18 protein-coding genes are annotated in these 24,132 nt (G+C 66.3%); 5 read left to right on the top strand and 13 right to left on the bottom strand.

Annotated elements, in window-relative coordinates; genetic code table 11:
- Window positions 1–2: 2 nt before the first annotated feature.
- From ABIB38_RS17565 to ABIB38_RS17595, 7 genes are all read right to left on the bottom strand, one after another.
- On the bottom strand, window positions 3–4,706 hold the full coding sequence (locus tag ABIB38_RS17565; RefSeq protein ID WP_429205784.1) for an NAD-glutamate dehydrogenase domain-containing protein: 4,704 nt from the start codon (window positions 4,704–4,706) through the stop codon (window positions 3–5).
- 114 nt (window positions 4,707–4,820) lie between these two features.
- Window positions 4,821–6,161 (bottom strand): N-succinylarginine dihydrolase, encoded by a 1,341-nt coding sequence (gene astB, locus ABIB38_RS17570; protein ID WP_429205786.1) that lies wholly within the window; start codon window positions 6,159–6,161, stop codon window positions 4,821–4,823.
- A gap of 3 nt (window positions 6,162–6,164) precedes the next feature.
- Window positions 6,165–7,661, bottom strand: a complete 1,497-nt coding sequence (astD, locus tag ABIB38_RS17575) for a succinylglutamate-semialdehyde dehydrogenase (RefSeq protein WP_429205788.1) — start codon at window positions 7,659–7,661, stop codon at window positions 6,165–6,167.
- Window positions 7,654–8,727 carry an arginine N-succinyltransferase gene (gene astA, locus ABIB38_RS17580; protein ID WP_429205789.1) on the bottom strand — a complete coding sequence of 358 codons (1,074 nt, stop codon included), beginning with the start codon at window positions 8,725–8,727 and terminating at the stop codon, window positions 7,654–7,656. Before astA ends, astD begins: the two co-directional genes overlap by 8 nt.
- On the bottom strand, window positions 8,718–9,779 hold the full coding sequence (locus ABIB38_RS17585; protein WP_429205791.1) for an arginine N-succinyltransferase: 1,062 nt from the start codon (window positions 9,777–9,779) through the stop codon (window positions 8,718–8,720). Before ABIB38_RS17585 ends, astA begins: the two co-directional genes overlap by 10 nt.
- Before the next feature lie 101 nt (window positions 9,780–9,880).
- On the bottom strand, window positions 9,881–11,122 hold the full coding sequence (locus tag ABIB38_RS17590; RefSeq protein ID WP_429205793.1) for an acetylornithine/succinyldiaminopimelate transaminase: 1,242 nt from the start codon (window positions 11,120–11,122) through the stop codon (window positions 9,881–9,883).
- 133 nt (window positions 11,123–11,255) lie between these two features.
- Window positions 11,256–12,194, bottom strand: a complete 939-nt coding sequence (locus ABIB38_RS17595; RefSeq protein WP_429205795.1) for a GlxA family transcriptional regulator — start codon at window positions 12,192–12,194, stop codon at window positions 11,256–11,258.
- Window positions 12,195–12,364: 170 nt separating this feature from the next.
- Between ABIB38_RS17595 and ABIB38_RS17600 the strand changes: the two genes are divergently transcribed.
- The 3 genes from ABIB38_RS17600 (at window position 12,365) to ABIB38_RS17610 (ending at window position 14,058) form a co-directional block, all read left to right on the top strand.
- Window positions 12,365–12,856, top strand: a complete 492-nt coding sequence (locus tag ABIB38_RS17600) for a MarR family winged helix-turn-helix transcriptional regulator (RefSeq protein WP_429205797.1) — start codon at window positions 12,365–12,367, stop codon at window positions 12,854–12,856.
- Window positions 12,853–13,134 (top strand): hypothetical protein, encoded by a 282-nt coding sequence (locus ABIB38_RS17605; protein WP_429205799.1) that lies wholly within the window; start codon window positions 12,853–12,855, stop codon window positions 13,132–13,134. The genes ABIB38_RS17600 and ABIB38_RS17605 overlap by 4 nt, the downstream gene beginning before the upstream one ends.
- A 90-nt stretch (window positions 13,135–13,224) precedes the next feature.
- Entirely contained in the window at window positions 13,225–14,058 is an 834-nt protein-coding gene (locus ABIB38_RS17610; protein WP_429205801.1) for an HDOD domain-containing protein, read from the top strand.
- 37 nt (window positions 14,059–14,095) lie between these two features.
- Here the strand turns inward: ABIB38_RS17610 and ABIB38_RS17615 are convergent, their stop codons facing one another.
- A complete protein-coding gene (locus ABIB38_RS17615) occupies window positions 14,096–15,064 on the bottom strand; it encodes an IS1595 family transposase (RefSeq protein ID WP_429205803.1) in 969 nt (322 codons plus the stop codon).
- Window positions 15,065–15,410: 346 nt separating this feature from the next.
- Between ABIB38_RS17615 and fabG the strand changes: the two genes are divergently transcribed.
- A complete protein-coding gene (fabG, locus tag ABIB38_RS17620; protein ID WP_429205805.1) occupies window positions 15,411–16,208 on the top strand; it encodes a 3-oxoacyl-ACP reductase FabG in 798 nt (265 codons plus the stop codon).
- The gene (locus ABIB38_RS17625) at window positions 16,201–18,030 is read left to right on the top strand and encodes a glycoside hydrolase family 15 protein (RefSeq protein ID WP_429205806.1); all 1,830 of its coding nucleotides are present in this window, start codon (window positions 16,201–16,203) and stop codon (window positions 18,028–18,030) included. The genes fabG and ABIB38_RS17625 overlap by 8 nt, the downstream gene beginning before the upstream one ends.
- Before the next feature lie 372 nt (window positions 18,031–18,402).
- Here ABIB38_RS17625 and secF read toward each other — a convergent pair whose 3' ends face one another.
- From secF to queA, 5 genes are all read right to left on the bottom strand, one after another.
- Window positions 18,403–19,425 carry a protein translocase subunit SecF gene (gene secF / locus ABIB38_RS17630; RefSeq protein WP_429205807.1) on the bottom strand — a complete coding sequence of 341 codons (1,023 nt, stop codon included), beginning with the start codon at window positions 19,423–19,425 and terminating at the stop codon, window positions 18,403–18,405.
- 15 nt (window positions 19,426–19,440) lie between these two features.
- Window positions 19,441–21,315, bottom strand: a complete 1,875-nt coding sequence (gene secD, locus ABIB38_RS17635) for a protein translocase subunit SecD (RefSeq protein WP_429205808.1) — start codon at window positions 21,313–21,315, stop codon at window positions 19,441–19,443.
- Window positions 21,316–21,370: 55 nt separating this feature from the next.
- Complete coding sequence (gene yajC / locus ABIB38_RS17640) at window positions 21,371–21,700, bottom strand: preprotein translocase subunit YajC (RefSeq protein ID WP_429205809.1); 330 nt, start codon at window positions 21,698–21,700, stop codon at window positions 21,371–21,373.
- A 178-nt stretch (window positions 21,701–21,878) separates the two neighbouring features.
- Window positions 21,879–23,018 carry a tRNA guanosine(34) transglycosylase Tgt gene (gene tgt / locus ABIB38_RS17645; RefSeq protein ID WP_429205810.1) on the bottom strand — a complete coding sequence of 380 codons (1,140 nt, stop codon included), beginning with the start codon at window positions 23,016–23,018 and terminating at the stop codon, window positions 21,879–21,881.
- Between the two features lie 20 nt (window positions 23,019–23,038).
- Window positions 23,039–24,061 (bottom strand): tRNA preQ1(34) S-adenosylmethionine ribosyltransferase-isomerase QueA, encoded by a 1,023-nt coding sequence (gene queA, locus ABIB38_RS17650; protein WP_429205812.1) that lies wholly within the window; start codon window positions 24,059–24,061, stop codon window positions 23,039–23,041.
- Window positions 24,062–24,132 lie beyond the last annotated feature (71 nt).

A 24,132-nucleotide genomic window follows, 5' to 3' on the forward strand; every position in this document is an offset into this window, starting at 1 on the left:
ACTCAGGCCGCCAGCCGTTCGGGGCTCAGGCCTTCGGACAAGGCCCACACGTCCAGCATCGCCTGCTCCAGGTCGGCCGGCTGGGCGAAGCCGGTCAGGCCGCGCGCGGCCATCACTTCCTCGACCGCCGCTTCCATATTGCCGCCGCTCTCGCCATCCTTGCCGGCACGCTCGATCACCTGCAGCAGCAAACGCTGCTGGGCGCGGCGCAGCGACTGCAGCGCGTAGTTGCGCAGCTGTTCCTGCGACTTGCTCTGCGCCGGCAGCTTCAGGCCCAGTTCCAGCGTGTCGATGCCGACCTTCTGGCGCAGCACGGTGCCGATCTGCAGGAACTGCAGCAGGGTCATGCCGGCAGGACGCTGCACCGACACGGCGGCGAACAGGAACGAGGCCTGCGACTCGATGATCTCGACCGCCTTCCAGGCCGCCGCGAACGGCGCCGGCAGGCCGGTGTGGCCGTCGGCTTCCGAACGGATCTGCGGCGCCTGGCTCTGGTCGGCCTCGGCGAACAAGGTCGACAGTTCCTTGAGGCCGTCCGAATTGGCCGGCAGCGACAGCACGCCTTCGACCGTGGCGCGCAGCATGGCGCGGCTGCGGTTGTCGACCGAGACCGAGACGTCGCGCGGCACCACCAGCGCGTCGGCGTCGAGCGCCTCGAATACCGGCGCCAGGTGCAGCGCCGCCCAGGCGCGCGCCCATGCCTTGACCACTTCGGTCTCGTCGATGCGGTGTTCCAGCGCCAGGTCGCGCAGCATCAGGGGACCGCAGCGGTTGACCGCCTCGTTGGCCAGCACGGTGGCCAGGATGGTGTTGGCCAGCGGATGGTCCAGCGGATCGCGGGTCGCCACCAGCTGGGCCGGGAAGTAGGGACGCAGCAGCGAATCGGCCCATACTTCGTCGGTCAGCGGCAGCGCCGCCAGCGTGCGCTTGAAGCGGTTCTTGACGTTGGCGATGACCACCGCCAGTTCCGGCGCCGTCAGGCCCAGGCCCAGCGACTTGCGGCGCTGCAGTTCGGCGTCCAGCGGCAGTTGTTCGAGCTCGCGCGAAACCGCGCCTTCGGCTTCCAGGTTGCCGATCAGGGCCATGTAGCCGTCGACCACCGCGCTATTGGCCTGCGCCTGCACTTCGCGCGTCAGCAAATGGGTCTGCAGCGTATTGTCGCGCAGGACCAGGCGCTCGATCTCGCCCGTCATCTCGTTCAGGATGCGGTTGCGGTCGGACGCCGGGAGCTTGCCGGCGTTGACTTCGGTGTCGAGCCAGATCTTGACGTTGACTTCGTGGTCCGAGCAATCCACGCCGGCCGAATTGTCGATCGCATCGGTGAAGATGCGGCCGCCGGCGAGCGCGAATTCGATGCGGCCGGCCTGGGTCGCGCCCAGATTGCCGCCCTCGGCCACCACCTTGCAGCGCAGCTCGTTGCCGTTGACGCGGATCGCGTCGTTGGCGCGGTCCTTCACCTGGGCGTGCGTCTCGGTCGAGGCCTTGATGTAGGTGCCGATGCCGCCGTTGTAGAACAGGTCGACCGGGGCCTTGACGATGCGGTGCATCAGTTCCTGCGGCGCCAGCGCCGTCTCTTCGATGCCCAGCACTTCGCGGATCTGCGGCGACAGCGCGATCGAGCGGGCGTTGCGCGGGTACACGCCGCCCCCTGGCGAGATCAGGTTCTTGTCATAGTCTTCCCACGACGAGCGCGGCAGCGCGAACATGCGCTCGCGCTCCTTGAACGACACTTCCACGTCGGGCGTCGGATCGAGGAAGATGTGGCGGTGGTCGAACGCGGCCACCAGCTTCAGTTGGCGCGACAGCAGCACGCCGTTGCCGAACACGTCGCCCGACATGTCGCCCACGCCGGTCATGGTGATCGGGTTGTTGGCCAGGTCGTGGCCCAGTTCGTAGAAGTGGCGCTTGACCGCCTCGAACGCGCCCTTGGCGGTGATGCCCATCTTCTTGTGGTCGTAGCCGTTCGAGCCGCCCGAGGCGAAGGCGTCGCCCAGCCAGAAGCCGCGCTCGACCGCGATGCTGTTGGCGATGTCGGAGAAGGTCGCGGTGCCCTTGTCGGCGGCCACCACCAGGTAAGGATCGTCCCCGTCATGGCGCGTGGTGGCCGCGGGCGGCACGATCGCGCCCTGCACGCGGTTGTCGGTCACTTCCAGCAGGCTGGCGATGAACAGGCGATAGACTGCTTCGCCTTCAGCCGCCACGACCTCGCGCGGGGCGCCGGTCGGCATCTGCTTGCACACGAAGCCGCCCTTCGAGCCGGCCGGCACGATGACGGCGTTCTTGACCATCTGCGCCTTCACCAGGCCCAGCACCTCGGTGCGGTAGTCTTCCATGCGGTCCGACCAGCGCAGGCCGCCGCGCGCGACCGGGCCGCCGCGCAGGTGCACGCCCTCGAAGCGGCGCGAGAACACATAGATCTCGCGGTAGGGACGCGGCTCCGGCGCCAGCGCCAGGTTGCTGGTGTCGACCTTGAAGATGATCTTTTCGCCGCTGTTCTGGAAGTAGTTGGTGCGCACGGTGGCCAGCGCCAAGTCGACCAGCGCGCCCATGATTTCTTCGGTGTCGGCGTGGTTCACGCTCGGCAAGCCGGTCTTGAGGGAGGTCAGCCTGCTGCTGCCTTCGTTGCGCTGATCAAGGCTCAGGCTCGGGTCGAAGCGCTGGATGAAGCCGGCGACGAACTCCTTCACCAGGGCCGGCTGGGTGCGCAGGGTCTCGGCCATGTAGCGCACCGAGAACTTCGAGCCCAGCTGGCGCCAGTAGCTGATGTAGGCGCGCACCAGCTGCACTTCGCGCAGCGACAGGCCGCCTTCGATGGTCAGGCCGTTCATGCGGCCGTCTTCGGCTTCGTCGTTGAACAGGGCACTGAACAATTCTTCGGCCACGGGGGCGATGCCCGGCTTGGCCAGCTTGGCCGCGCTCTCGGCATCGACCGTCAGCGCGGTCACGTAGCGGCGCACGCCGTCCAGGCCGGTGTGGCGGAAGGTCTGCTCGCGGTCGACCGCGATGCCGGCGTTCTGCAGCGCCGGCAGGATGCGCGACAGCGACGGCACGGTCTCGCTCGAATACAGGCGGATCGAGGCGCCGGCGGCGTCCTCGTTCTCGATGCGCGCGGTCACGCGGTCGGGGCGGCATTTGGTGAGCAGCGCATGCACGTCGCGAAACGCCGTTTCGGGCGCGGTCGCGGTCACGAAGTTGACCGGCAGGGTCGGCACGATCTTGCGCATCAGGCTGCGCTGGCGGCTGTCGTCGACCGAGTTGATCAACTCGGCGAAACGGTCGTGCCAGCCATCGAGCACGCCCAGCAGCGGACGCTGGATGTCGCTTTCCAGGTCGAGCGGATAGCGCGCGGCGTGCGCGATCAGGTAGACGCGCGCCAGCGGGCCGTCGGCCACCAGGGTCTGGACGTCGACCTCGCGCGCGCCCGCGCTTTCCTTCAGGGCGCCGGCCAGGCTGGCGGCCACCGCGGCCGAAAAGCGCTCGCGCGGCAGGTAGACCAGCACGTTCAGGTGGCGCTGGTAGACGTCGCGTCGCGCAAAGACCTTCGCGCGCGGCTGCTTGTACAGCGAGACCACGGCGCTGCAGACTTCGGCCAGCCATTCGGGCTCGGCTTCCAGCGCTTCGGTGCGCGGCAGCGACTCGAGGATCTCGATGAACTTCTCGGCGCGGAAGCCTTCCTGGCGCACGCCGGCGATCGTCAGCACGCGCGCCACGCGGCCGCGCGCGAACGGCAGGCGCGCCAGCGGGGTCGAGGTGGCGGCGCGGGTGAACAGGCCGATGAAGCAGTGCTCGCCCAGGATCTTGCCTTGCGCATCCAGGTCGCGCACGCCGATGAAGTCCAGCGGCGCGTCGCGGTGCAGGGTGCCGGCCACGTCGGCCTTGACGATCGACAGGTTTTCGGCGCGCAGCGACAGGGTCTCGAAGTCGCCCGGAATGCTGGCCAGGCAAGTGCCGTAGACCGGGTGCGCGGTATCCTTCAGCACGCCGATGCGGCTCGGGATGTCGCGTTCGAGTTCGCGCGCGCCCGGCTTGACGACGTAGTAGGCATAGCCGAACGGCTCGAAGCCCTCGTTCTTGGCCCACTCGAGGAAGGCCGCGACTTCCTGGCCTTCCGGGGTGCCGGCGGCAGCGGCGGCGGCGGCCACGGCGGTCAGGCGGTCGCCCATGGCGACGGCGTCGCGCTGCACGGTGGCGGCGTCGCTGGCGACCATGCGCAGGCGCGCGGTCAGCTTGTCCAGTTCTTCGAACTGCAATTCATCGTTCAGCAGGCACAGCACGATCGATTCCAGCGGGCTGCCGGCTTCGCCGACCCCGGCCACCGCGCCTTGTCCGTCGCGGCGCACCGGCAGCACGGCGTTCATCACGCCGGCGGCGGTGAGACGTTCGCGGCGCAAGGCCATGACGAAGGAGTCGACCAGGTAGGGGCGGTCGTCGTTCAGAATCAAGAGCGCGGTGGCGATGCCGCCGCGGCCGTCCGAGTAGCGCATGGTGGCGATCTGGGCGCCGGGACCGCTGCGCCTGGCCAGCTGCGAGAACCCTTCCACCAGCACCGGCGCCAGGCTGTGCGGCGCGGTGCCGGCCAGGTCTTCGTCGTCGAGCGAACCGAGCCAGGCGGCGATCAGGGTATTGACCTGCGCGCTGTCGGCGGACTGGTTTGCACCGACCAGAGCGAGCGTCTGGTTGCGCAAATCGTGGGGCATGTCTTTCATCTTGCTTCTCCAAAGTTGGGTGCCTGGTGCGTCTCGGGCTCGTGGCCCGACGCGGCCCTGCTTTTCTAGGCTTACATTCGAGGACAGGGATCTTCCCGCCCGACTACTACATCGTTACAAATCGTATAACCCCGGCAATCGGAGGATGCGGGTGAGTTCTTCCAGCGCCGTCGCGCACTCGAGCGCCAGCTGCGGATCGGCCAGGTCCTTCGGCTCGATGCGGTCGCGGTAATGGCGCTCGACCCAGGCCACCAACTGCGCATACAGCGCCTCGGTCATGATCACGCCCTGGTGCATGGCGGCGGCTTCTTCGGCGGTCAGCGCCACGCGCAGGCGCAGGCAGGCCGGTCCGCCGCCATTGCGCATGCTCTGGCGCAGGTCGAATTCGACCAGTTCGTCGATCGGGCCGCCGCTGGCGACCAGGCCGGCCAGGTAGTTCGACACGGCCGCGTTCTCGCGGCATTCGTGCGGCACCACCAGCGCCATGCGGCCGTCCGGCTTGGACAGCAGCTGGCTGTTGAACAGGTAGCTGGCCACGGCGTCGGCCACCGGCACCTGGCCGCTCGCCACGCGCACCGCCTGCAGCTCGGTATCGACGCCGGCCAGGGCCCGGCGCAGCGCGTCCAGGGTGCCCTGTTCGTCGGCGAACGCCTGCTCGTGGTAGAACAGCACGTTGCCATTGCCGACCGCGATCACGTCGTTGTGGAACACGCCCTGGTCGATCACGTCCGGATTCTGCGCGGCGAACACGGTGCGCGCCGGGTCCAGGCCATGCAGGCGCGCGATCGCCTGCGAGGCTTCCAGCGTCTGGCGCGCCGGGTATTTCCTGGGGCTCGGCGCCGATGGGTCGAACTCCACGCGGCCATAGACGAAGAACTCGACGCCGGCCGCGCCATGGCTGGCGGCAAAGCGCGTGTGGTTGGCGGCGCCCTCGTCGGCGAAGGCCGGCACCGACGGCAAGGCGTCATGCACCACGAAGTGATTGGCGTCGGCGAAGATCGCGCGCAGGGTGCGGGTCGCCTGCAGGTGCTCTTCGGCGCGGTGCAGCTTGTTGTTCAGGTTGGCGGCGGTAAAGTGCACGCGGCCGTCGAGCGAGTCGGCCGATGGGCTGACGGTGCCGGCATTCGCGGTCCACATCGGCGCGGCCGACCAGGCGCAGGCCAGGATCACCGGCGCTTCGCGCCAGGCGCGCGCCAACACATCGGAATCAAGGCCCGAGAAGCCCAGGCTGCGCAGCAACCGGAAGTTCGGCCGGCCCTGCGGCGGCATCACCGCCTGGGCGAAGCCGCGCGCGGCCAGTTCGCGCATCTTGGCCAGACCCTGCAGCGCGGCCTGGCGCGGATTCGAGGCCGAGCGCACGTTGCTGAACGAGGCGACGTTACCGAACGAGAGGCCGGCGTAGTTGTGCGACGGGCCGACCAGGCCGTCGAAGTTGAATTCACGGGCGTCACGCATGCTTCAAGCTCCTTGCGCCGGGAAGACCAGGCCAGGCGACAGCCTGGCCGGCATCTCGAGTTCGGCCGTCTCGATCGAGGCCACCGGATAGGCGCAGTAGTCGGCCGCGTAATAGGCGCTCGGACGGTGGTTGCCCGACTTGCCGACGCCGCCGAACGGCGCCGAGCTGGCCGCGCCCGTGGTCGGGCGGTTCCAGTTGACGATGCCGGCCCTGGCGCGCACGGCAAACCGCTTCCACAAGTCTTCCGACGGCGACAGCAACGCGGCAGCCAGGCCGAATTCGGTGGCGTTGGCCACGCGCAGGGCGTGGTCGAAGTCGTTCACGCGGATCACCTGCAGCAGCGGGCCGAACCATTCTTCATCCGGGATGCCGATGGCATCGGTGGTGTCGACGATGCCGGCGGTGACGAAACCGGCCCTGGTGTCGAGCTGGCGCATCTGCAGCAGGATCGTGCCGCCTTTCGTCGCCATGTCGGCCTGCGCCTGCACCAGGCGCGCCGCGACGGCGCTCGAGACCACCGGCCCCATGAACGGTTGGGGCTCGGCGTTCGACGGGCCGACCTGCAGGTTCGCCGCGACCTCGACCAGACGCTTCAGGAAGGCCTGCCCCGCCTCGTTGTCCTGGATCACCAGGCGGCGCGCGCAGGTGCAGCGCTGGCCGGCCGAGATGAAGGCCGACATCACGGTGTGGTGGACGGCGGCGTCGATATCGAGCGGGTTGTCATTGAGATCCCACACGACCAGCGGATTGTTGCCGCCCATTTCCAGCGCCAGCATCTTGCCCGGCTGGCCGCCGAACTGTTGATGCAAGGCCGCGCCGGTCTGGCTGCTGCCGGTGAACAGCACGCCATCGACCAGCGGCTCCCGTCCCAGCGCGATACCGGTCTCGCGGCCGCCGTTGACCAGATTGAGCACGCCCTTCGGCAGGCCGGCTTTCTCCCATAATTCGACGGTCTTCACCGCGGTGCGCGGCGCGTACTCGCTCGGCTTGAACACCACCGTGTTCCCGGCAATCAGGGCCGGCACGATGTGGCCGTTCGGCAGGTGGCCGGGGAAGTTATAGGGACCATAGACGGCGAACACGCCGTGCGGACGGTGGCGCAGCACGGCGCTGCCGTCGGCGACCTTGCTGGCGCTCTCTCCCGTGCGGGCGCCGTACGCCTGCACCGAGATGTCGATCTTGTTGGCCATGGTCGCCACTTCCGTGCGCGCTTCCCACAGCGGCTTGCCAACCTCCTCGGCGATGGTCGCCGCCAGTTCCTCGGCGTTTTCCTTCAGCAGGTCGCGAAAACGCGTGGCGATGGCGATGCGTTCTTCCAATGGGCGCAGCGCCCAGGCCTCGAAGCTGTCGCGCGCCGCCTGGGCCGCGCGCGCCACGTCTTCTTGCGTCGATTCGTTGCTGGTCCAGGTCTGGCGGCCGGTCGAGGGATCGACGGTGGCCAGTTCGCGACCGCTGCCGGCGAGCCACTCGCCGTTGATGTAGTTCGAGAGATTAGCCATGGGAAGTCTTCCTGGTATTGAGTGTCAGGGTACGCACCTTGTCGCCCGCGCGGCAGCCCAGCTGGGCCAGCTCCTCGGGCTTGAGCACGACGCTGGCGGCGCCCGGCACGGCGCGGGTCAGGATCATCCGGAAGTCGCCGAGGCGGGTGTTCGACACCAGCATGTGCTCGGTGTCCGGCGCAGGTTCGGCCCCGGCGTGATCCTCGACCGGCAGCCCTTCGGCCGCCACCGCCAGCACGCTGTCGCGCACCGCGCGCAGTTCGGACACGCGGCCCTGCAGCACCGGACCTGCGTCGAAGATGTCGACGTAGCCCTCGTAGTGCATGCCCTCCTGCTCCAGCAGGCGCCGCGCCGGCTGGGTCGAGGTGTGCACCTTGCCGATCACGTCGATCGCCGACTGCGGCAGGTAGTCGACGTACAGCGGCTGGCGCGGCATCAGCTCGGCGATGAAGGACTTCTTGCCGATCGCGGTCAGGTCGTCGACGTGGTTGAAGTCCATCTTGAAGAAGTGGCGGCCCAGGCCTTCGTAGAACGGCGAATTGCCCGTTTCGTCCTGGTAGCCGCGCATCTCGGCGATGATCTTTTCGGTGAACAGGTGCTGGAACTGGGCGATGAACAGGAAGCGGCTCTTGGACAGCCACTTGCCGTTGAAGCCGGCGCGGTACTGCGGCAGCAGGAACAGCGAACACAGTTCGGTCGAGCCGGTGAGGTCGTTCGACAGGTACAGCGTCTCCATCCGGGTGAACACGTTCAGCTCGCGGCTGCAGTGCACCAGGGTGCCGATGCGGTAGTTGTAGAACGGCTCGGTCAGGCCGACCGCGCCCTTGATCGCGCACACGCCGGCGATGCTGCGGGCCTCGCCGGCAGGCCCGGTGTGCTCGAGCACGAACATGTAGTCGCGCTGCTCGGGCGGGACGGTTTCGGCGAACGACGCCTCGGACGTGGCCAGGCGCTGGCCCAGCATCGCGGGATCGGGCTTGAGCGTCGTCATGCCGCTGCCGGCCTGGCGCGCCATCTCGATCAGGGCGTCGAGGTCGGAGGACTTGGCGGAACGGATCACGAGCATGCGGGTTCTCCCTGGATGCGCACGCACACCACTTCGTCGCCCGGCGCCACGCCCAGCGCCTGCTGGACGTCGCGCGGCAACGCGATGGTGTGCGCATGTTCGATCGGCGCCGTGCGCACGGTCACGGCGCGAAAACCATTGTCGATGGTGGCCACGGCGTAGTCGACCGGTTCCACGTCCGCTGCGAAGGGCGGGCCGGATTCGGGCCCCGCGCCCACGCGCAGCCGGTGCGAGGCGCAGAACGAGCGCAGCGCGTTCCTGTGCGCCTGCAGGATCGGGCCGCCGTCGAAGATGTCGATGTATTCGTCGGCTTCGAAGCCTTCTTGCGCCAGCAGGTCGAAGGCCATCTGGCCGCCGGGATGGATCTGGCCCAGCGCGGCCTGGGCGTCGCCCGGCAGCAGCGGCACGTAGACCGGGTAGTGCGGCATCAGCTCGACGATCAGGGTGCGGTTGCGGGCGCCCTCGATCAGGCGCTCGGCCTCGAGGAAATCCATCTTGAAGAACTTGCGGCCCAGCGCATTCCAGAACGGCGACTCGCCGTCGCTGTCCAGGCGCCCGGCCAGCGGCACGAAGAAGCGGTCGCCGAAGCGGTGCGGCGCCAGCATGGCGTACAGCAGGCGCGCGCGCGACAGCAGCGCGGCCTCGACGCCGGCGCTGTCGCGGTGGCGCAGGAAGAATCCGGACAGCTGCGAATAGGCGGTCAGCTCGGAGCACAGGGTCAGCGCATGCACGCTGTGGCTGATGTTCAGGTCGCGCGAGACCTGCTGGATCACGTCGTTGCGGAAGGCGAAATAGGTGCCGTTCGAGCCGGCCGAGGCGTGGATGATGGCGGTGCCGACCACTTCGCGCGAGCGCAGGTCTTCCAGCACGAACAGATACGATTCTTCGCTCGGGATATCGACCTGGGCCGCGAACGAGGCGATCGAGCGCTCGACCGCCGCGTTGACGCCCTCGCGCGTGCGCGGCAGCGTGTGCACGCCCGGCATCGAGAGGGCAGCCATCGCTTCCAGCGCGCCGATATCGGCGCGATCTACCGCACGGACAACATACATGGGTACTCCCTGGCGAAACGTAGGTGGAGACAATATGTGGAGACGATGCCCGCGGCCGGCCCGCCCTCGCAGGCGGGCCGGCCGCGACCGGAGCCTGGCGATCAGGCGCCGGTGAATTCCGCCACCGCCGCGCGCATGATGCGGTCGGCCTCGAGGATCTGCTCGTCCGACACCACCAGCGCCGGCGCCAGGCGCACGACGTCGGGACCTGCGATCAGCAGCATCAGTCCCAGCTTTTCGCACAGCTTGGTGTAGTCCTTCGAGCGGCCCTTGAAGCCTTCGGCCATCGGCAGGCCGATGAGCAGGCCCATGCCGCGCGGCTGGCCGAACACGTTCGGATAATCCGCCGCCAGCTGCTGCAGATTGGCCATGACCCTGGCGCTGGCTTCCTTGACGCGGCCCAGGAAGGCCGGCTGGTTGATCAGCTCGAGAACCTTGAGGCCCACGGTCGACGCCAGCGGATTGCCGCCGTAGGTGGTGCCGTGGGTGCCGACCGCCAGGTACTGGGCGATCTCGGTGGTGGTCAGCATGGCGCCGATCGGATAGCCGTTGCCCAGCGCCTTGGCCGAGGTCAGCACGTCCGGCACCACGCCCATCTGTTCATAGGCGAACAGCGAACCGGTGCGGCCCATGCCCGACTGCACTTCGTCGAACACCAGCAGCGCGCCGGTCTTGTCGCAGAACTCGCGCAGCGCTTTCAGGTAGTCCGGGTTGCCCGGGATGACGCCGCCCTCGCCCTGGATCGGCTCGACGATCACGGCGGCGACGTCATCGAGGATGGCGGCGCGCGCCGCCTCGATGTCGTTGTACGGGATGTGGGAGAGGTCTTGCGGCAGCGGCTCGAAGCCTTCGGTGTACTTCGGCTGGCCGCCGACCGAGACGGTAAACAGGGTGCGGCCGTGGAACGACGACAGGCAGGAGACGATACGCGACTTGTGCGGGCCGAACTTGCCGTGCGCGTATTTGCGCGCCAGCTTGAGGGCCGCTTCGTTGGCTTCGGCGCCCGAGTTGCAGAAGAAGGCGCGTTCGGCGAAGGTGGCGTCGATCAGGGCCGAGGCCAGGCGCAGCACCGGCTCGTTGGTGTAGCCGTTGCCGACGTGCCACAGGGTGTTCAGTTGCCTGGTCAGCGCTTCGATCACTTCCGGATTGGCGTGGCCCAGGGCGGTGACGGCGATGCCCGAGGTGAAGTCGAGGTAATGCTTGCCTTCCTGGTCCCACAGGTCGAGGCCCGACGCGCGCACCGGCACCATCTCGGCCGGAGCATAGGTGGGAACCAGGACCTCGTCGAAGGTCTGCCGAGTGACAGGCCGCGTGGCGATACCCGAATCAAGCTTTGCGTTCATGGCTTCTTTTCCTCATCCAATCAGTGTGGGTGGCGCGGGATGGAATCACCGCATGATCGGGCCATTATAGAAACGCTTCCTGACAACTTCTTTTAGAAGTGCGACAGGCATTTTCATTTTTGACGCTGCTTGACTATTGAGCAAGCTTTCTCTGCCGTTCTTCCCGTGGCGTATTGCCGAACAGCGAACCGAATGCGGTCGAGAAATGCGATCCGGACGAAAAGCCGCACATCAGCCCCACCTGCACGATCGAGTGATTGGTGTCGAGCAGCAGTTGGCGTGCGCGGCGCAGGCGCAGCTCCAGGTAGTAGCGCGACGGCAGGCTGCCCAGGTATTGCTTGAACAGGCGCTCCAGCTGGCGCCGCGAGACGCCGGCCAGCTGGGCGATCTCGTCGGTCGAGAGCGGCTCTTCGATGTTCGCCTCCATCAGCGCCACCGCCTCGGACAGCTTCGGCTGCAGGACGCCGAAGCGGGCCTGCAGCGCCACCCGCTGGCGCTCGTCCGGGCCGCGCACCCGGTCGATGCACAGGGTTTCCTTGACCTGGGCCTGGACCGTGGCGCCGAACAGCAGCTCGACCAGCATCAGGGCGAAGTCGATGCTGGCCGCGCCGCCGCAGCAGGTGAGGCGGTGGCCGTCGAACTCGTACAGGTGGGGACTGAGCAGGGCTTGCTCGGCCTGGGCATTGACGTCCGGATACAGCGCCCAGGGCAGCGCGGCGCGGGCGCCGTGCAGCACGCCGGCATCGGCCAGCCACAGTACCCCGGCCCCCACCCCGCCCCAATACGGCGCGGCGCGGCAGCGCTCGACCAGCGCGCGCAGATTGGCCGGCCGCAGGGCGGCCTCGGCCTCGTCGGCCACCAGCAGCACCAGGTGCCAGTGGCGCCCGGCGTCGCTCATGAACTTGTCCGGGCCGCGCACGTCGACGTGCAGCCGGTCCGGCCCCAGCACCTTGGCCGCCAGGCGCAGCGGCTGGTACAGCCCGGACCAGGTCAGCGCATCGGGCTCGCCGGCATTGACCAGCAGGACGCGCAACGGCCGTTCCTGCGCCAGCACGGACAGGTCAGGCTGCATCGCAACGGACGGTCGATGCCATGGCGGGGAAGGCAAATTCGCGGCGGACGTGGTTGGACATGGTCGTCTATCATACCGGAGAACAATAGCGCCGTTCCGGGCGTGTTGCACCATGGAGATATTGCGTAGCGGGCAACGGAAGGCGCGGTGGGCGGCTATAATCCCGGCCCATGGGGGAACGATATCTAAAAAGCGTCCGGCTGCTGGCCGAGTGCATGCAGGGCTTCGAGCGCGTCTCGGGCGATGCCGTACGCCAGCACGGGTTGACGCATGCGCAGTTCGATATCATCGCCACCCTGGGCAATACCACCGGCATGAGCTACAAGGAACTGGGCGAACGGACCCTGATCACCAAAGGCACCCTGACCGGCGTCATCGAGCGGCTGGAACAAAAAGGCCTGGTGCTGCGCGAGCGCAGCAACGACGACAAGCGATCGTTCTTCGTGCGTCTGACGCCGGCCGGCGACCAGGTGTTCTGCAATGTGTTCCCAAAAGTGATTGCACGTGGAAAAGAATTATTCACCGCTTACAGCGATGCCGATTTCGCCGCGCTCGAGCAGGCGCTCGACCTGCTGCGCACCCGCATCCACGGCGACGGCAGCTGCATCGACCTGGGCGGCAACCCGACGCCATTCCCCTCCCAACTGAAGGAAACGCCTTGAAAACTTCTCTCATCGACGGCAAGAAGCCGGCCCATTTCGACAAGCACATCATCGGCAACATCCTGCTCGACGTCGCCCCGCTGGACGAAGTGCGCCAGGAACCGATGCTGATCGGCGTGCGCAACGAGACGGGCGAGATCTATCGCCTCATCGGTGCAACCAAACTCAATAGTTACATGAACGCGGTCGAGGAACTGCTCGACCTCGGCCTGGTCGACGAGCTGGAAAACCTCGAAGAACAGAAGGAAGGCTGCGACGCCATCTTCAGCGAAGAGTAACGACGCCTGGATGCCACGGCCCCACCGAAATCAATACTGTGGGGCAATATTTTTGCATGCAAGGTGTTGCGTTGAGGGTATAATTTTTTCATGGACCCAGTCTCCGCACTCGACAGCATTGCCGCCGAAGCCAGCCGCGGCGAACTTGCCTTCCCCACCAGCGTCAACGCCTCGCTGACCCTGCAGCGGGCGCTGGGCGAACCCGACTGCCATATCGAAGCCGCCGCCCGCCTGGTGCAGGCCGAGCCGCTACTGGCGGCGCGCACGGTCGCGATCGCCAACTCGGTGGCCTATAACCGCAGCGGCAACGACGTCACCAACGTGCGCGCGGCGGTCCAGCGCGTGGGCTTTCGCACCCTGGGCGCCCTGGCGGCCTCGGTCATCGTGCGCCAGCTGGCCAGCGAGATCCGCGATCCGGGCCTGCGTCACAAGGCCGACCAGCTATGGGCCCATTCGGCCCACGTGGCTGCGCTGGCCCAGGTGATCGCGCGCCGCGTGTCCTTCGTCGATCCCGACACCGCGCTGTTCGCCGGCATCGTGCACGAGGTCGGCGGCTTCTACCTGCTGTCGCGCGCCGAAGCCCTCCCTGGCCTGCTGGACGACAACCTCGACGCCTGGCTCGACCATGGCGAAGCGGCCGTCGGCCGCGGCGTGCTGCACAAGCTGGGCGTCCCGGCGCCGGTCATGAGCGCGATCGAGGCGCTGTGGGACGGCATGCGCGCGCTGCCGCCGGAAACCCTGGGCGACACCCTGCTGCTGGCCAACGACCTGGCGCCCCTGCCTTCTCCGCTGTTCGCGCCGCCCGGCGCCACCACCCATACCGCGGCCGCGACCATCGACTTCGTGTTCGGCGCGGGCACGCTCAAGGGCGTGCTGGAAGAGTCAAGCGAGGAAGTCAAGAGCCTGACGTCGGCGCTGCTGTAAGCGACGTCCGTTCCCCAAAAAAAAGGCGCTGTGCTCGTTAGGTGTTGATGACCCCGAATGCGATGCGCAGCAATTGCTCGACAGATGGTACCCGCCCGCCATCGAGCGCCCAATGCCAGCCCAGGTAGTTGGGCAGTCGGCATGAAGCTACGCCATGGAAGCGCGCCAGCCATTCCTTGAAGCGCCGGTGGTAGGCGTTGATATTCTGCACATGGATGGCGCCCTCGACGCCCTTGCGCACCCGTTCGCCGGCACTGAGATTGACCGCTTGATGCGCGATGCCGTGGGTACGGGCGAAGGCGGCATAGGCGGCGTTGGCGTCCGTTACCAGCAGCGCCTGGGGATCGAGTTTCGGCAGCAGGTGCCTGACCAGCTGCGCTGCCTTCAAGGCGCCGCGTCCGGTCACGGCGTCGATGGTCTGGCCGCTGCGGTCGCGTGCCACCAGGATGCAGTCGAGATGATGCGAGATCCCGCGCAGGGCAGCCCTGCCGCCGCGCTTGCGCGGCTGGCGATCGAGCTTGCGTGATCCTTTTTGCGATTCGAGCAGGAACATCTCGTCGGCCTCGACGATGCCTGAAAGACGCGCCGGGCGGTCGTCCTTGGCCCGCTCGAGAAAGCGATGACGCCAGCGAAAGGCGGTATTGCGGTGCACGCCGACACGCCTGGCCGCAGAGCGGACCGAGCGGGAATCAAGCACCGTTTCCAGATAGTCGAGCCACTTGCCCTTGAGCCTGAGCCGTGCCAGCGGCGTGCCGGTCAGGTCGTTGAAAGTGCGGCCGCACGCGCAGCAGCGATAGCGTTGCAGACCATTGGCCTGGCCATGCCGGTGGCAACGTTCGCAGGCACAGCCCGGGCAGCGCCGGCCCTTTGACCGGATCTCGCCGATAAGGCCGGTCACCCGGTCCAGCCCGGCTGCCGGATGCAGGGCGGCGAGCACCTTCTGGCGCTGCGGCTGGTTCAGCTTTAGCAGCTGGGCGAACAGCTTCGTAAACTGCGGCGCTTTCATCGTACGCTCCCGATCGATGACGACCGGGATTGGACCGCGGGTCAGCTCAGCAGTTCAATGCTCATCCACAGCTAACGAGGACAGCGTCAAAAAAAACGCCCGCTCGGTAAGGAGCGGGCCAAGTCCAAAACTAGGGATGTCCTGAAAGAGACAGCCTCATCTTATGCCGGTGGCGTGGCGCACTCCGTACGCTCACGCACACTATCGGCCAGGCTCCGCGTTTCATTTGCCGTGCACCACACGCCACCCAGGCGTGCATGTCCGATCCCTACTTTCTGCTAAGGTCGTCCAGCCAGGACGCGACTGCAGAGCGCGTCCGGCGCAATCACGCTCTGGAGGACATTTCATGAAAATCAGCCTGAACGACCAGGTGGCGCTCGTGACCGGCGGCGACTCCGGCATCGGCCGCGCCATCTGCATCGCCTTCGCCGCAGCCGGCGCCAAGGTGGTGGTCAACTACAACAGCAGCCAGGACAAGGCCGACGAAGTCGTGCGCCAAATCCAGCAAGCCGGCGGCCAGGCGCTGGCGGTGCAGTGCGATGTGTCCAGCGAGGACGACGTCGCACGCCTGTTCGACGAGACCGACCAGGCCTTCGGCGGCCTCGATATCCTGGTCGCCAACGCGGGCATGCAGAAGGATGCGCGGATCGCCGACATGTCGCTGGAAGAGTGGAAGACCGTGCTCGACGTTAACCTGACCGGCCAGTTCCTGTGCGCCCGCGCGGCGGTGCGGCGCTTTCGGCGCCAGGGCAACCGTGGCCGCATGCGCGCCAATGGCGTCATCCTGTGCATGAGTTCGGTCCATGAAACGATTCCCTGGGCCGGCCACGTCAACTATGCCGCGTCCAAGGGCGGCATCGGCATGTTCATGCGCTCGCTGGCCCAGGAAGTGGCGCGGGAACGCATCCGCGTCAACGGCATCGCGCCCGGCGCCATCCGCACCCCGATCAACGAGGACGCCACCGAAGGCGAGGCGGGCAAGAAGCTGCTCGAGCTGATTCCGTATGGACGCATCGGCGAGGCCGACGACGTGGCCAGCCTGGCGCTGTTCATGGCGTCCGACCTGGCCGACTACATGACCGGCGCCACGGTCTACGTCGACGGCGGCATGTCGCTCTATCCAGGATTCGAAGACAATGGCTGAACTCAAGGCAACCCGCCCGCCGCGCCCGATCGGCGACCATGGCGCCATCGGCAACATGGCCACGATCGCGCTGGTGGCGCTCGACGGCACGGTCGACTTCCTGTGCTGGCCCGACTTCGACAGTCCCAGCATCTTCGCCGCCCTGCTCGACCCCGAGCAGGGCGGACACTTCACCATCGCGCCCGAGGACCCGGACATGCGCGTGGTGCAGACCTATGTGCCCGACACCAATGTGCTGCTGACCCAGTGGCTGGGCGAGACGTCCAACGTCGAACTCATCGATTTCATGGCCGGTCCCGAGGAACTCGGCCATGGCGCGGCGCGCCTGGTGCGCCGGGTGCGGGTCGGCAGCGGCGAAGCCCGCATCCGGATCAATTGCCAGCCGCGCTTCGACTACGCCCGCCAGCGACCCGACGTCACGGTGGGGCAGGACCATGTGGTATTCGCCACCCCTGATGCCACCGGCGGCCTGCGCCTGCGCTTGTCGGCGCCGGTCAACTTCACGGCAACCGACGGCGGCGCCGGCGCATCGATCGTCTTGCGCGCCGGCGACGTGATGGATTTCGTGCTCGACGAGGACGGCGACTCGGCGCTCGATGCCAGCGCACGCGACGCCCTGCTCGCCGAAGTCGTGCGGCGCTGGCAGGACTGGACCCGACGCTCGACCTACAAGGGCCGCTGGCGCGAAGCGGTCAACCGCTCGGCGCTGGTGCTCAAGCTGATGACCTCGTGCCGCCACGGCTCGATGGTCGCAGCCGCGACCTTCGGCCTGCCCGAGGTGCTGGGCGGTTCGCGCAACTGGGACTACCGCGCCACCTGGATCCGCGACGCCTCGTTCACCGTGTACGCGCTGATGCGGCTCGGCTACGTCGACGAGGCCAAGGCGTTCACGCGCTGGTCGGCCGAACGGCCGAAGCACGATTCGACCGACAGCCACCTGCGCATCATGTATGCGCTGGACGGCAGCCCGGTGAAGGAGGAAATCGACCTCGACCACCTGGCGGGCTACGCCGGCTCCAAACCGGTTCGCATCGGCAATGCCGCCGCCACCCAGTTGCAGCTCGATATCTTCGGCGCCCTGCTCGATTCGATCTACCTCAGCAATAAATATGGCGAGGCGATTTCCCATGCCGACTGGGTCGGCGTGTGTCAGGTCGTCAATTTTGTCTGCGAAAACTGGCAGCGTCCGGATGCCGGCATCTGGGAAGGACGCGAGCCGCCACGCGAGCATTTGCATTCCCAACTCATGTGCTGGGTGGCGGTCGACCGCGCGGTGCGGCTGGCCGGCAAGCGCTCGCTCAGGGCGCCGTTCGAGCGCTGGATCGCGACGCGCAACGAGATCTCGCGCTATATCTGGGACACGTTCTGGAACGAGGAGCTGGGCCACTTCGTGCGCAGCAAGGGTTCGCGCGACCTGGACGGCGCGCTGCTGATGATGCCGCTGGTGCGCTTCGTCGGCTCGACAGATCCGCAGTGGCTGGCCACCCTGGACGCGATCGGCGAACAGCTCGGCGACGATGCGCTGGTGCTGCGCTACGACCGCGACGACGGCCTCGAGGGCCAGGAAGGCGCGTTCGCGGCCTGCTCCTTCTGGTACGTCGAATGCCTGGCGCGCGCCGGCCGCATCGACCAGGCCCGCAACAATATGGAAAAGCTGCTCGCCTACGGCAACCACGTCCACTTGTATGCCGAAGAGTTTACCAACCAGGCTGAGCTGCTCGGCAACTTCCCGCAAGCGTTTACCCACCTGGCCTTGATCAGCGCCGCGACCTATCTGGATGCGGCGCTCGACGGCGATATCAAGCATCCCTGGCAGCTCTAGGACAAAAAAAACCCGCGCCGTTGCCGGTGCGGGTAAAGTCCAAAACTAGGAATGTCCTGAAAGAGACGAGTCCATCTTATGCGAGCGGCGCCCGGCCCTCGGTGCGTCATTTCACACTGAACATGTCTTTTTAATATTCTCAATCCAAGGCAAGAAATGCCGGCCAAAAAAAACCCGCTTCGTTACCGAAGCGGGTGAAGTCCAAAACTAGGGATGTCCTGAAAGAGACAGGTTCACTATAGGCGCGCCAGAAAGGCAAATCCGTGCGCTGCCACACACAACACTGTCAAATTCGCCGTATAACGGAGTCGCATCAAACAACATGCCGCCGCGACAGGGCCGGGGCGGCATGTTCATGCGGGGGACGGCGGCTCAGACCACCGCGCCGTCGGTCTCGTCTTTTTCCTTGACCGGCTTGATCAGGTCTTCGCGCTTGACGCCCAGCCACATGGCCACCGCCGCCGCCACGAACACCGACGAGTACACGCCGAACAGGATGCCGATGGCCAGCGCGATCGCGAAGTAGTGCAGCGCATAGCCGCCGAAGAACAGCATCGACATCACCATCATCAGGGTCGATCCGTGGGTGATGATGGTGCGCGAGATGGTGCTGGTGATCGCGTGGTCGATGACTTCCGCCGTCGACATCCGGCGCTGCCGGCGGAACATCTCGCGGATCCGGTCGAAGATGACGACCGACTCGTTGACCGAGTAGCCCAGCACCGCCAGCGTTGCCGCCAGCACCGTCAGCGAAAATTCCCACTGGAAGAAGGCGAAGAAGCCGAGGATGATGACCACGTCGTGCAGGTTGGCGACCACGGCGGCGACGGCGAACTTCCATTCGAAGCGGATCGCCAGGTAGATCATGATGCCGACGATGACCATGATCAGCGCGTTCAGGCCGTTCTGGGCCAGCTCGTCGCCGACCGACGGGCCGACGAACTCCACCCGCTGCAGGCTGATCAGCTCTTCACCGGAAGCGCTGGCGCAGCTGGTGTGATTGACCACCTCACCCTTGTCGGTCGTGACCTGGCGCTGCTTTGGCGCACCGCCTTCGGCGGCGCAGATGGCGTTGAAGACGCGCGCCGAGGTGCCGGCCGCTTCCGCGCCTTCCAGGATCGGCAGGCGCAGCATGATGTCCTGGGCGGTGCCGAAGCTGGCCACCTCGGGGTGCGAATAGCCCATGCCGCGCAGCGTGTCGCGGATCTTTTCCTGGTTGGCCGCATGCGGATAGCGCAGCTCCATCACGGTGCCGCCGGTGAATTCCACCGAGAAATTCAGCCCTTTGCTGAACAGGAAAAACACCGCCAGCACGAAGGTGATCACCGAGATCGCATTGAGGATCAGGGCGTGGCGCATGAACGGGATGTCCCGTTTGATCTTGAAAAATTCCATGTCAGTCTCGAGTCCTTACTTCTTGGTGGGCGACATGCCCGGCTGCCAGACCGTGCCGATCGAAATCTTGGTCAGTTTCTTCTGGCGGCCGTACCACAGGTTGGCGAAGCCGCGGGCCACGACGACGGCCGAGAACATCGAGGTCAGGATGCCCAGGCAGTGCACCACGGCGAAGCCGCGCACCGGGCCGGAACCGAAGATCAGCAGCGCGAGGCCAACGATCAGGGTGGTCACGTTGGAGTCGACGATGGTGTCCCAGGCGTGCTTGGAACCGGCCGCGATCGCCGCCTGCGGCGGCGCCCCGGCGCGCAACTCTTCGCGGATGCGCTCGTTGACGAGCACGTTGGAGTCGATCGCCACGCCCAGCGCCAGCGCGATCGCGGCGATGCCCGGCAGGGTCAGGGTGATGCCCAGGAGAGACAGCAGGGCCAGCAGGAACAGCACGTTGGCCGCCAGCGCCAGCGCCGAGAACACGCCGAACAGGTGGTAGTAGAGGACCATGAAGACCGCGATCGCCACGAAGCCCCAGATCGTCGATTGCAGGCCGCGCTCGATGTTCTCGGCGCCCAGCTGCGGGCCGATCACGCGTTCCTCGACGAATTCCATCGGCGCCGACAGCGCGCCCGAGCGCAGCAGCAGCGCCAGTTCGTTGGCGTCCTGCGAGGTCCCCATATTGGTGATCTGGAAGGTCGAACCCAGCTCGCTCTGGATGGTCGGGGCAGACAGGACGTTGTACACGCCCTTCTCTTTCAGCAGGATGGCCATGCGCTTGCCGACGTTGTCGCGGGTCGCCTGGCGGATGCGGCGGCCGCCGTCGCCGTTCAGGTCGATCGAGACGGCCGGCTGCTGGTTCTGGTCGAAGCTGGCGGTGGCGCTCGAGATGTACTCGCCGGTCAGGATGATGTCGCGCGACAGCACGACCGGGGCGCCGCGGCCTTCGGTGAACAGTTCGGAATTGAGCGGGATCGCCGCCGACAGTTCGGTGCCCGGGGTCACGGTCTGGTCGACCATGCGCAGCTCGAGGGTCGCGGTGCGGCCGATGATGTCCTTGGCGCGCGCCACGTCCTGCACGCCAGGCAGCTGGACCACGATGCGGTCGGCGCCCTGCTGCTGGATGATCGGCTCGGTGGTGCCCAGCTCATTGATGCGCTTGGATAGGGTCACGATGTTCTGCTTGACGCCCTCTTCGACGCTGCGCTTGATCGCGTCGGGCTTGAGGCTGACGACCAGCTTCTGGTCGGCGCCGTCGGCGGCGTCGGCAAAGTTCAGCTCGTTCGAACGGGTGGTCAGCACATTGCGTGCGGTGGAGCGGGTCGCGGCGTCGCGGAAGCGCACTTCGATGGTGTCGCCCACGCGCTCGATGCCGGCGTGGCGCACGTTTTCGTCGCGCAGGTTGCTGCGCACGCTGGCCTGCAGCGCCTTGACCTTGTTGTCGACCACTGCCCGGGTATCGACCTGCAGCAGGAAGTGCACGCCGCCGCGCAAGTCCAGGCCAAGGCTCATTGGCCCCGCGCCGATCTTTTCCATCCAGGCCGGGGTATTGGTGACCAGGTTGACGGTGACGATGTAATCGGGATTGGCCGGGTCGCGGTTCAATTCGCGTTCCAGGGCCAGCTTGGCCTTGAATTGTTCTTCGGTACCGGCAAAGCGCGCACGTACGGACGTCGTGTGACCGCTGCCTTCAAGGGAGATCCCGGTATGGGCAATGCCGGCACGCTTGAGCGCATCCTCGACCAGGGTAGTGGAGGCGCTGGTGATGTTCAGGGTCGAACGGCCCGATGTCACCTGCAACGCCGGCGTTTCGCCGAAGTAGTTGGGCGCCGTGTACAACGCGCCGAGCAGCAGCGCGATGACGATCATTAGGTATTTCCAGACGGGATAGCGATTCATAGTGTTCCGGCGTTCAGGTTGGGCAGTGCGGCCCGCGGGCCGCACGGGCTTGCTCTTACAGGGCTTTCAGGGTGCCCTTCGGCAGCAGGGTGGTCACCGCGTTCTTCTGCACGGTGATTTCGGTGCCGGCCGCGATTTCCAGGGTCACGTAGGCGTCGGTCACTTTCGAGACGCGACCCACGATGCCGCCGGCGGTCACGACTTCGTCGCCCTTGGCCAGTGCTTCCATCATCGCTTTCAGCTCGCGCTGGCGTTTCTGCTGAGGACGGATCATCAGGAAGTACATGACCACGAACATCAGGATCAGCGGCAGGAAGGTCGTCAGGCTGCCCATGATGCCCGGGTCTGCGGCGGCGGTTTGCGCGTAAGCGTTGGAAATAAACACAAGGAACTCCGATGGTGAAGTTAAAAAAATAAGCGGTGTATTCTAGCATCGGCCAGTCACCGAAAACCAAATCCGGGAATAGGTGATCTTGCTTTTAGGTATTACAAGAGCCTGCTGGAATTAAAATCCGGCGCTACCGTCAATACGACAGCGCCGGGCTCGGCGACTGAGCGAGCGCTTACACGCCGCGTGCGCGGCCCGCATTGAAGGCGATGCGGAACTCATTGAAACGGTCGGCATCGATGGCGTCGCGCATTTCCTGCATCAGCTTGAGGTAATAATGCAGGTTGTGGATGGTATTCAGGCGGGCGCCCAGGATTTCATTCGAGCGGTGCAGGTGATGCAGATAGGCGCGCGAGAAATTCTTGCAGCAATAGCAGTCGCAGCTCTCGTCCAGCGGCGCCTTGTCATCCTTGTAGCGCGCATTCTTGATCTTGACGTCGCCGAAACGGGTGAACAGCCAGCCATTGCGCGCGTTGCGGGTCGGCATCACGCAGTCGAACATGTCGACGCCGTTCGCCACGCCGTCGACCAGGTCTTCCGGCGTGCCGACGCCCATCAGGTAGTGCGGCTTGTGCTCGGGCAGGCGCGGGCCGACGTGGGCCAGGATGCGCTTCATGTCTTCCTTCGGTTCGCCCACCGACAGGCCGCCGATCGCCAGGCCCGGGAAGTTGATGTCTTCCAGGCCGGCCAGCGACTCGTCGCGCAGGTGCTCGTACATGCCGCCCTGGACGATGCCGAACAGCGCGTTCGGGTTGCCGCCACCGTTGAACTCGTTCATCGAGCGCTGGGCCCAGCGCAGCGACATGCGCATCGACTTGGCCGCTTCTTCGCTCGTCGCCGGACGGCCGTCGATTTCGTAAGGCGTGCATTCGTCGAACTGCATCACGATGTCGGAGTTCAGCGCGCGCTGGATCTGCATCGAGATCTCGGGCGACAGGAACAGGCGCGAGCCGTCGATCGGCGAGGCGAATTTGACGCCCTCTTCCGTGATCTTGCGCATGGCGCCCAGCGAAAACACCTGGAAGCCGCCCGAGTCGGTCAGGATCGGCTTGTCCCAGCCCATGAACTGATGCAGGCCGCCGAACTTGTTCATCACGTCCACGCCGGGACGCAGCCACAGGTGGAAAGTGTTGCCGAGGATAATCTGCGAGCCGACTTCCTTGAGTTCGACCGGCGACATCGCCTTGACCGACCCGTAGGTGCCGACCGGCATGAAAATCGGCGTTTCGATGGTGCCGTGGTTCAGCTTCAGGCGGCCGCGACGGGCGTGCGACAGGCCGCTGGTGTCTTTCTTGAGCAGGGTAAATTCGAGCATCGTGTTCTTTAACGTAGGGTTCAGCGTGACTGCGTCGTCAGCAGCATGGCGTCGCCATAGCTGAAGAAGCGGTATTCGTTGGCGATCGCATGGGCATAGGCCTTGCGGATCGGATCGAAACCGGCAAAGGCCGACACCAGCATCAACAGGGTCGACTTGGGCAGGTGGAAGTTGGTGATCAGGCGCGAAACAGTCTTGAAGCGATAGCCGGGCGTGATGAACAGCGCGGTATCGGCGCTGCCGGCGACCAGCTCGCCGCTTTGCGAGGCCGATTCCAGCGCGCGCAAGCTGGTGGTGCCGACGGCGACCACGTCGCGGCCCGCCGCTTTCGCGGCGCGCACCGCATCCACCGTCTCTTGCGAAATGGTGTACCACTCGGTGTGCATCTTGTGCTCGCTCAAATCCTCGACCCGCACCGGCTGGAAAGTGCCTGCGCCGACGTGCAGGGTGACATAGGCGAACTTGACGCCTTTTTGCGCCAACTTGTCGAGCAGGGGCTGGTCGAAGTGCAGGCCGGCCGTCGGCGCGGCGACCGCGCCCGGCTCCTTCGAGTACACGGTCTGGTAGCGCTGCTCGTCGAATTCGTCGGCGGTGTGCTCGATATAGGGCGGCAGCGGCAGGCGGCCGTGGGCGTCGATCAGTTCGAACACATCGCCTTCGAATTGCAAGGTGAAGAATTCGCCCGCGCGTTCGCCGACCGTGACGTCGAAGGCGTCGGCCAGGCGGATGCGGTTGCCCGGCTTGGGCGATTTGGAGGCGCGCACCTGGGCCAGCACGGAGCGGCTGTCGAGCACGCGCTCGACCAGCACCTCGACCTGGCCGCCGGTTTCCTTGACGCCGAAGAAGCGCGCCTTGAGCACGCGGGTATTGTTCATCACCAGCAGGTCGCCCGGCTGGAGCTGGCCGACGATGTCGGCGAAGTGGCGGTCGGTGATCTGGTCACCGTCGAGCTGGAGCAGGCGCGAGGCGCTGCGGTCAGGCAGCGGCAATTGCGCGATGCGCTCGGGGGGCAGCTCGAAGTCGAAATCGGAAAGCGAGTACATTATTCTCAATTCTGGGAAAATAAGCGCTGCCAGCTTTACAATACAGGCTCCAGCGCTGATGGCGAACCTTC

The sequence above is a fragment of the Massilia sp. UYP11 genome (assembly GCF_050434805.1).
In the GTDB taxonomy this organism is placed as follows: Bacteria; Pseudomonadota; Gammaproteobacteria; order Burkholderiales; family Burkholderiaceae_D; genus Telluria.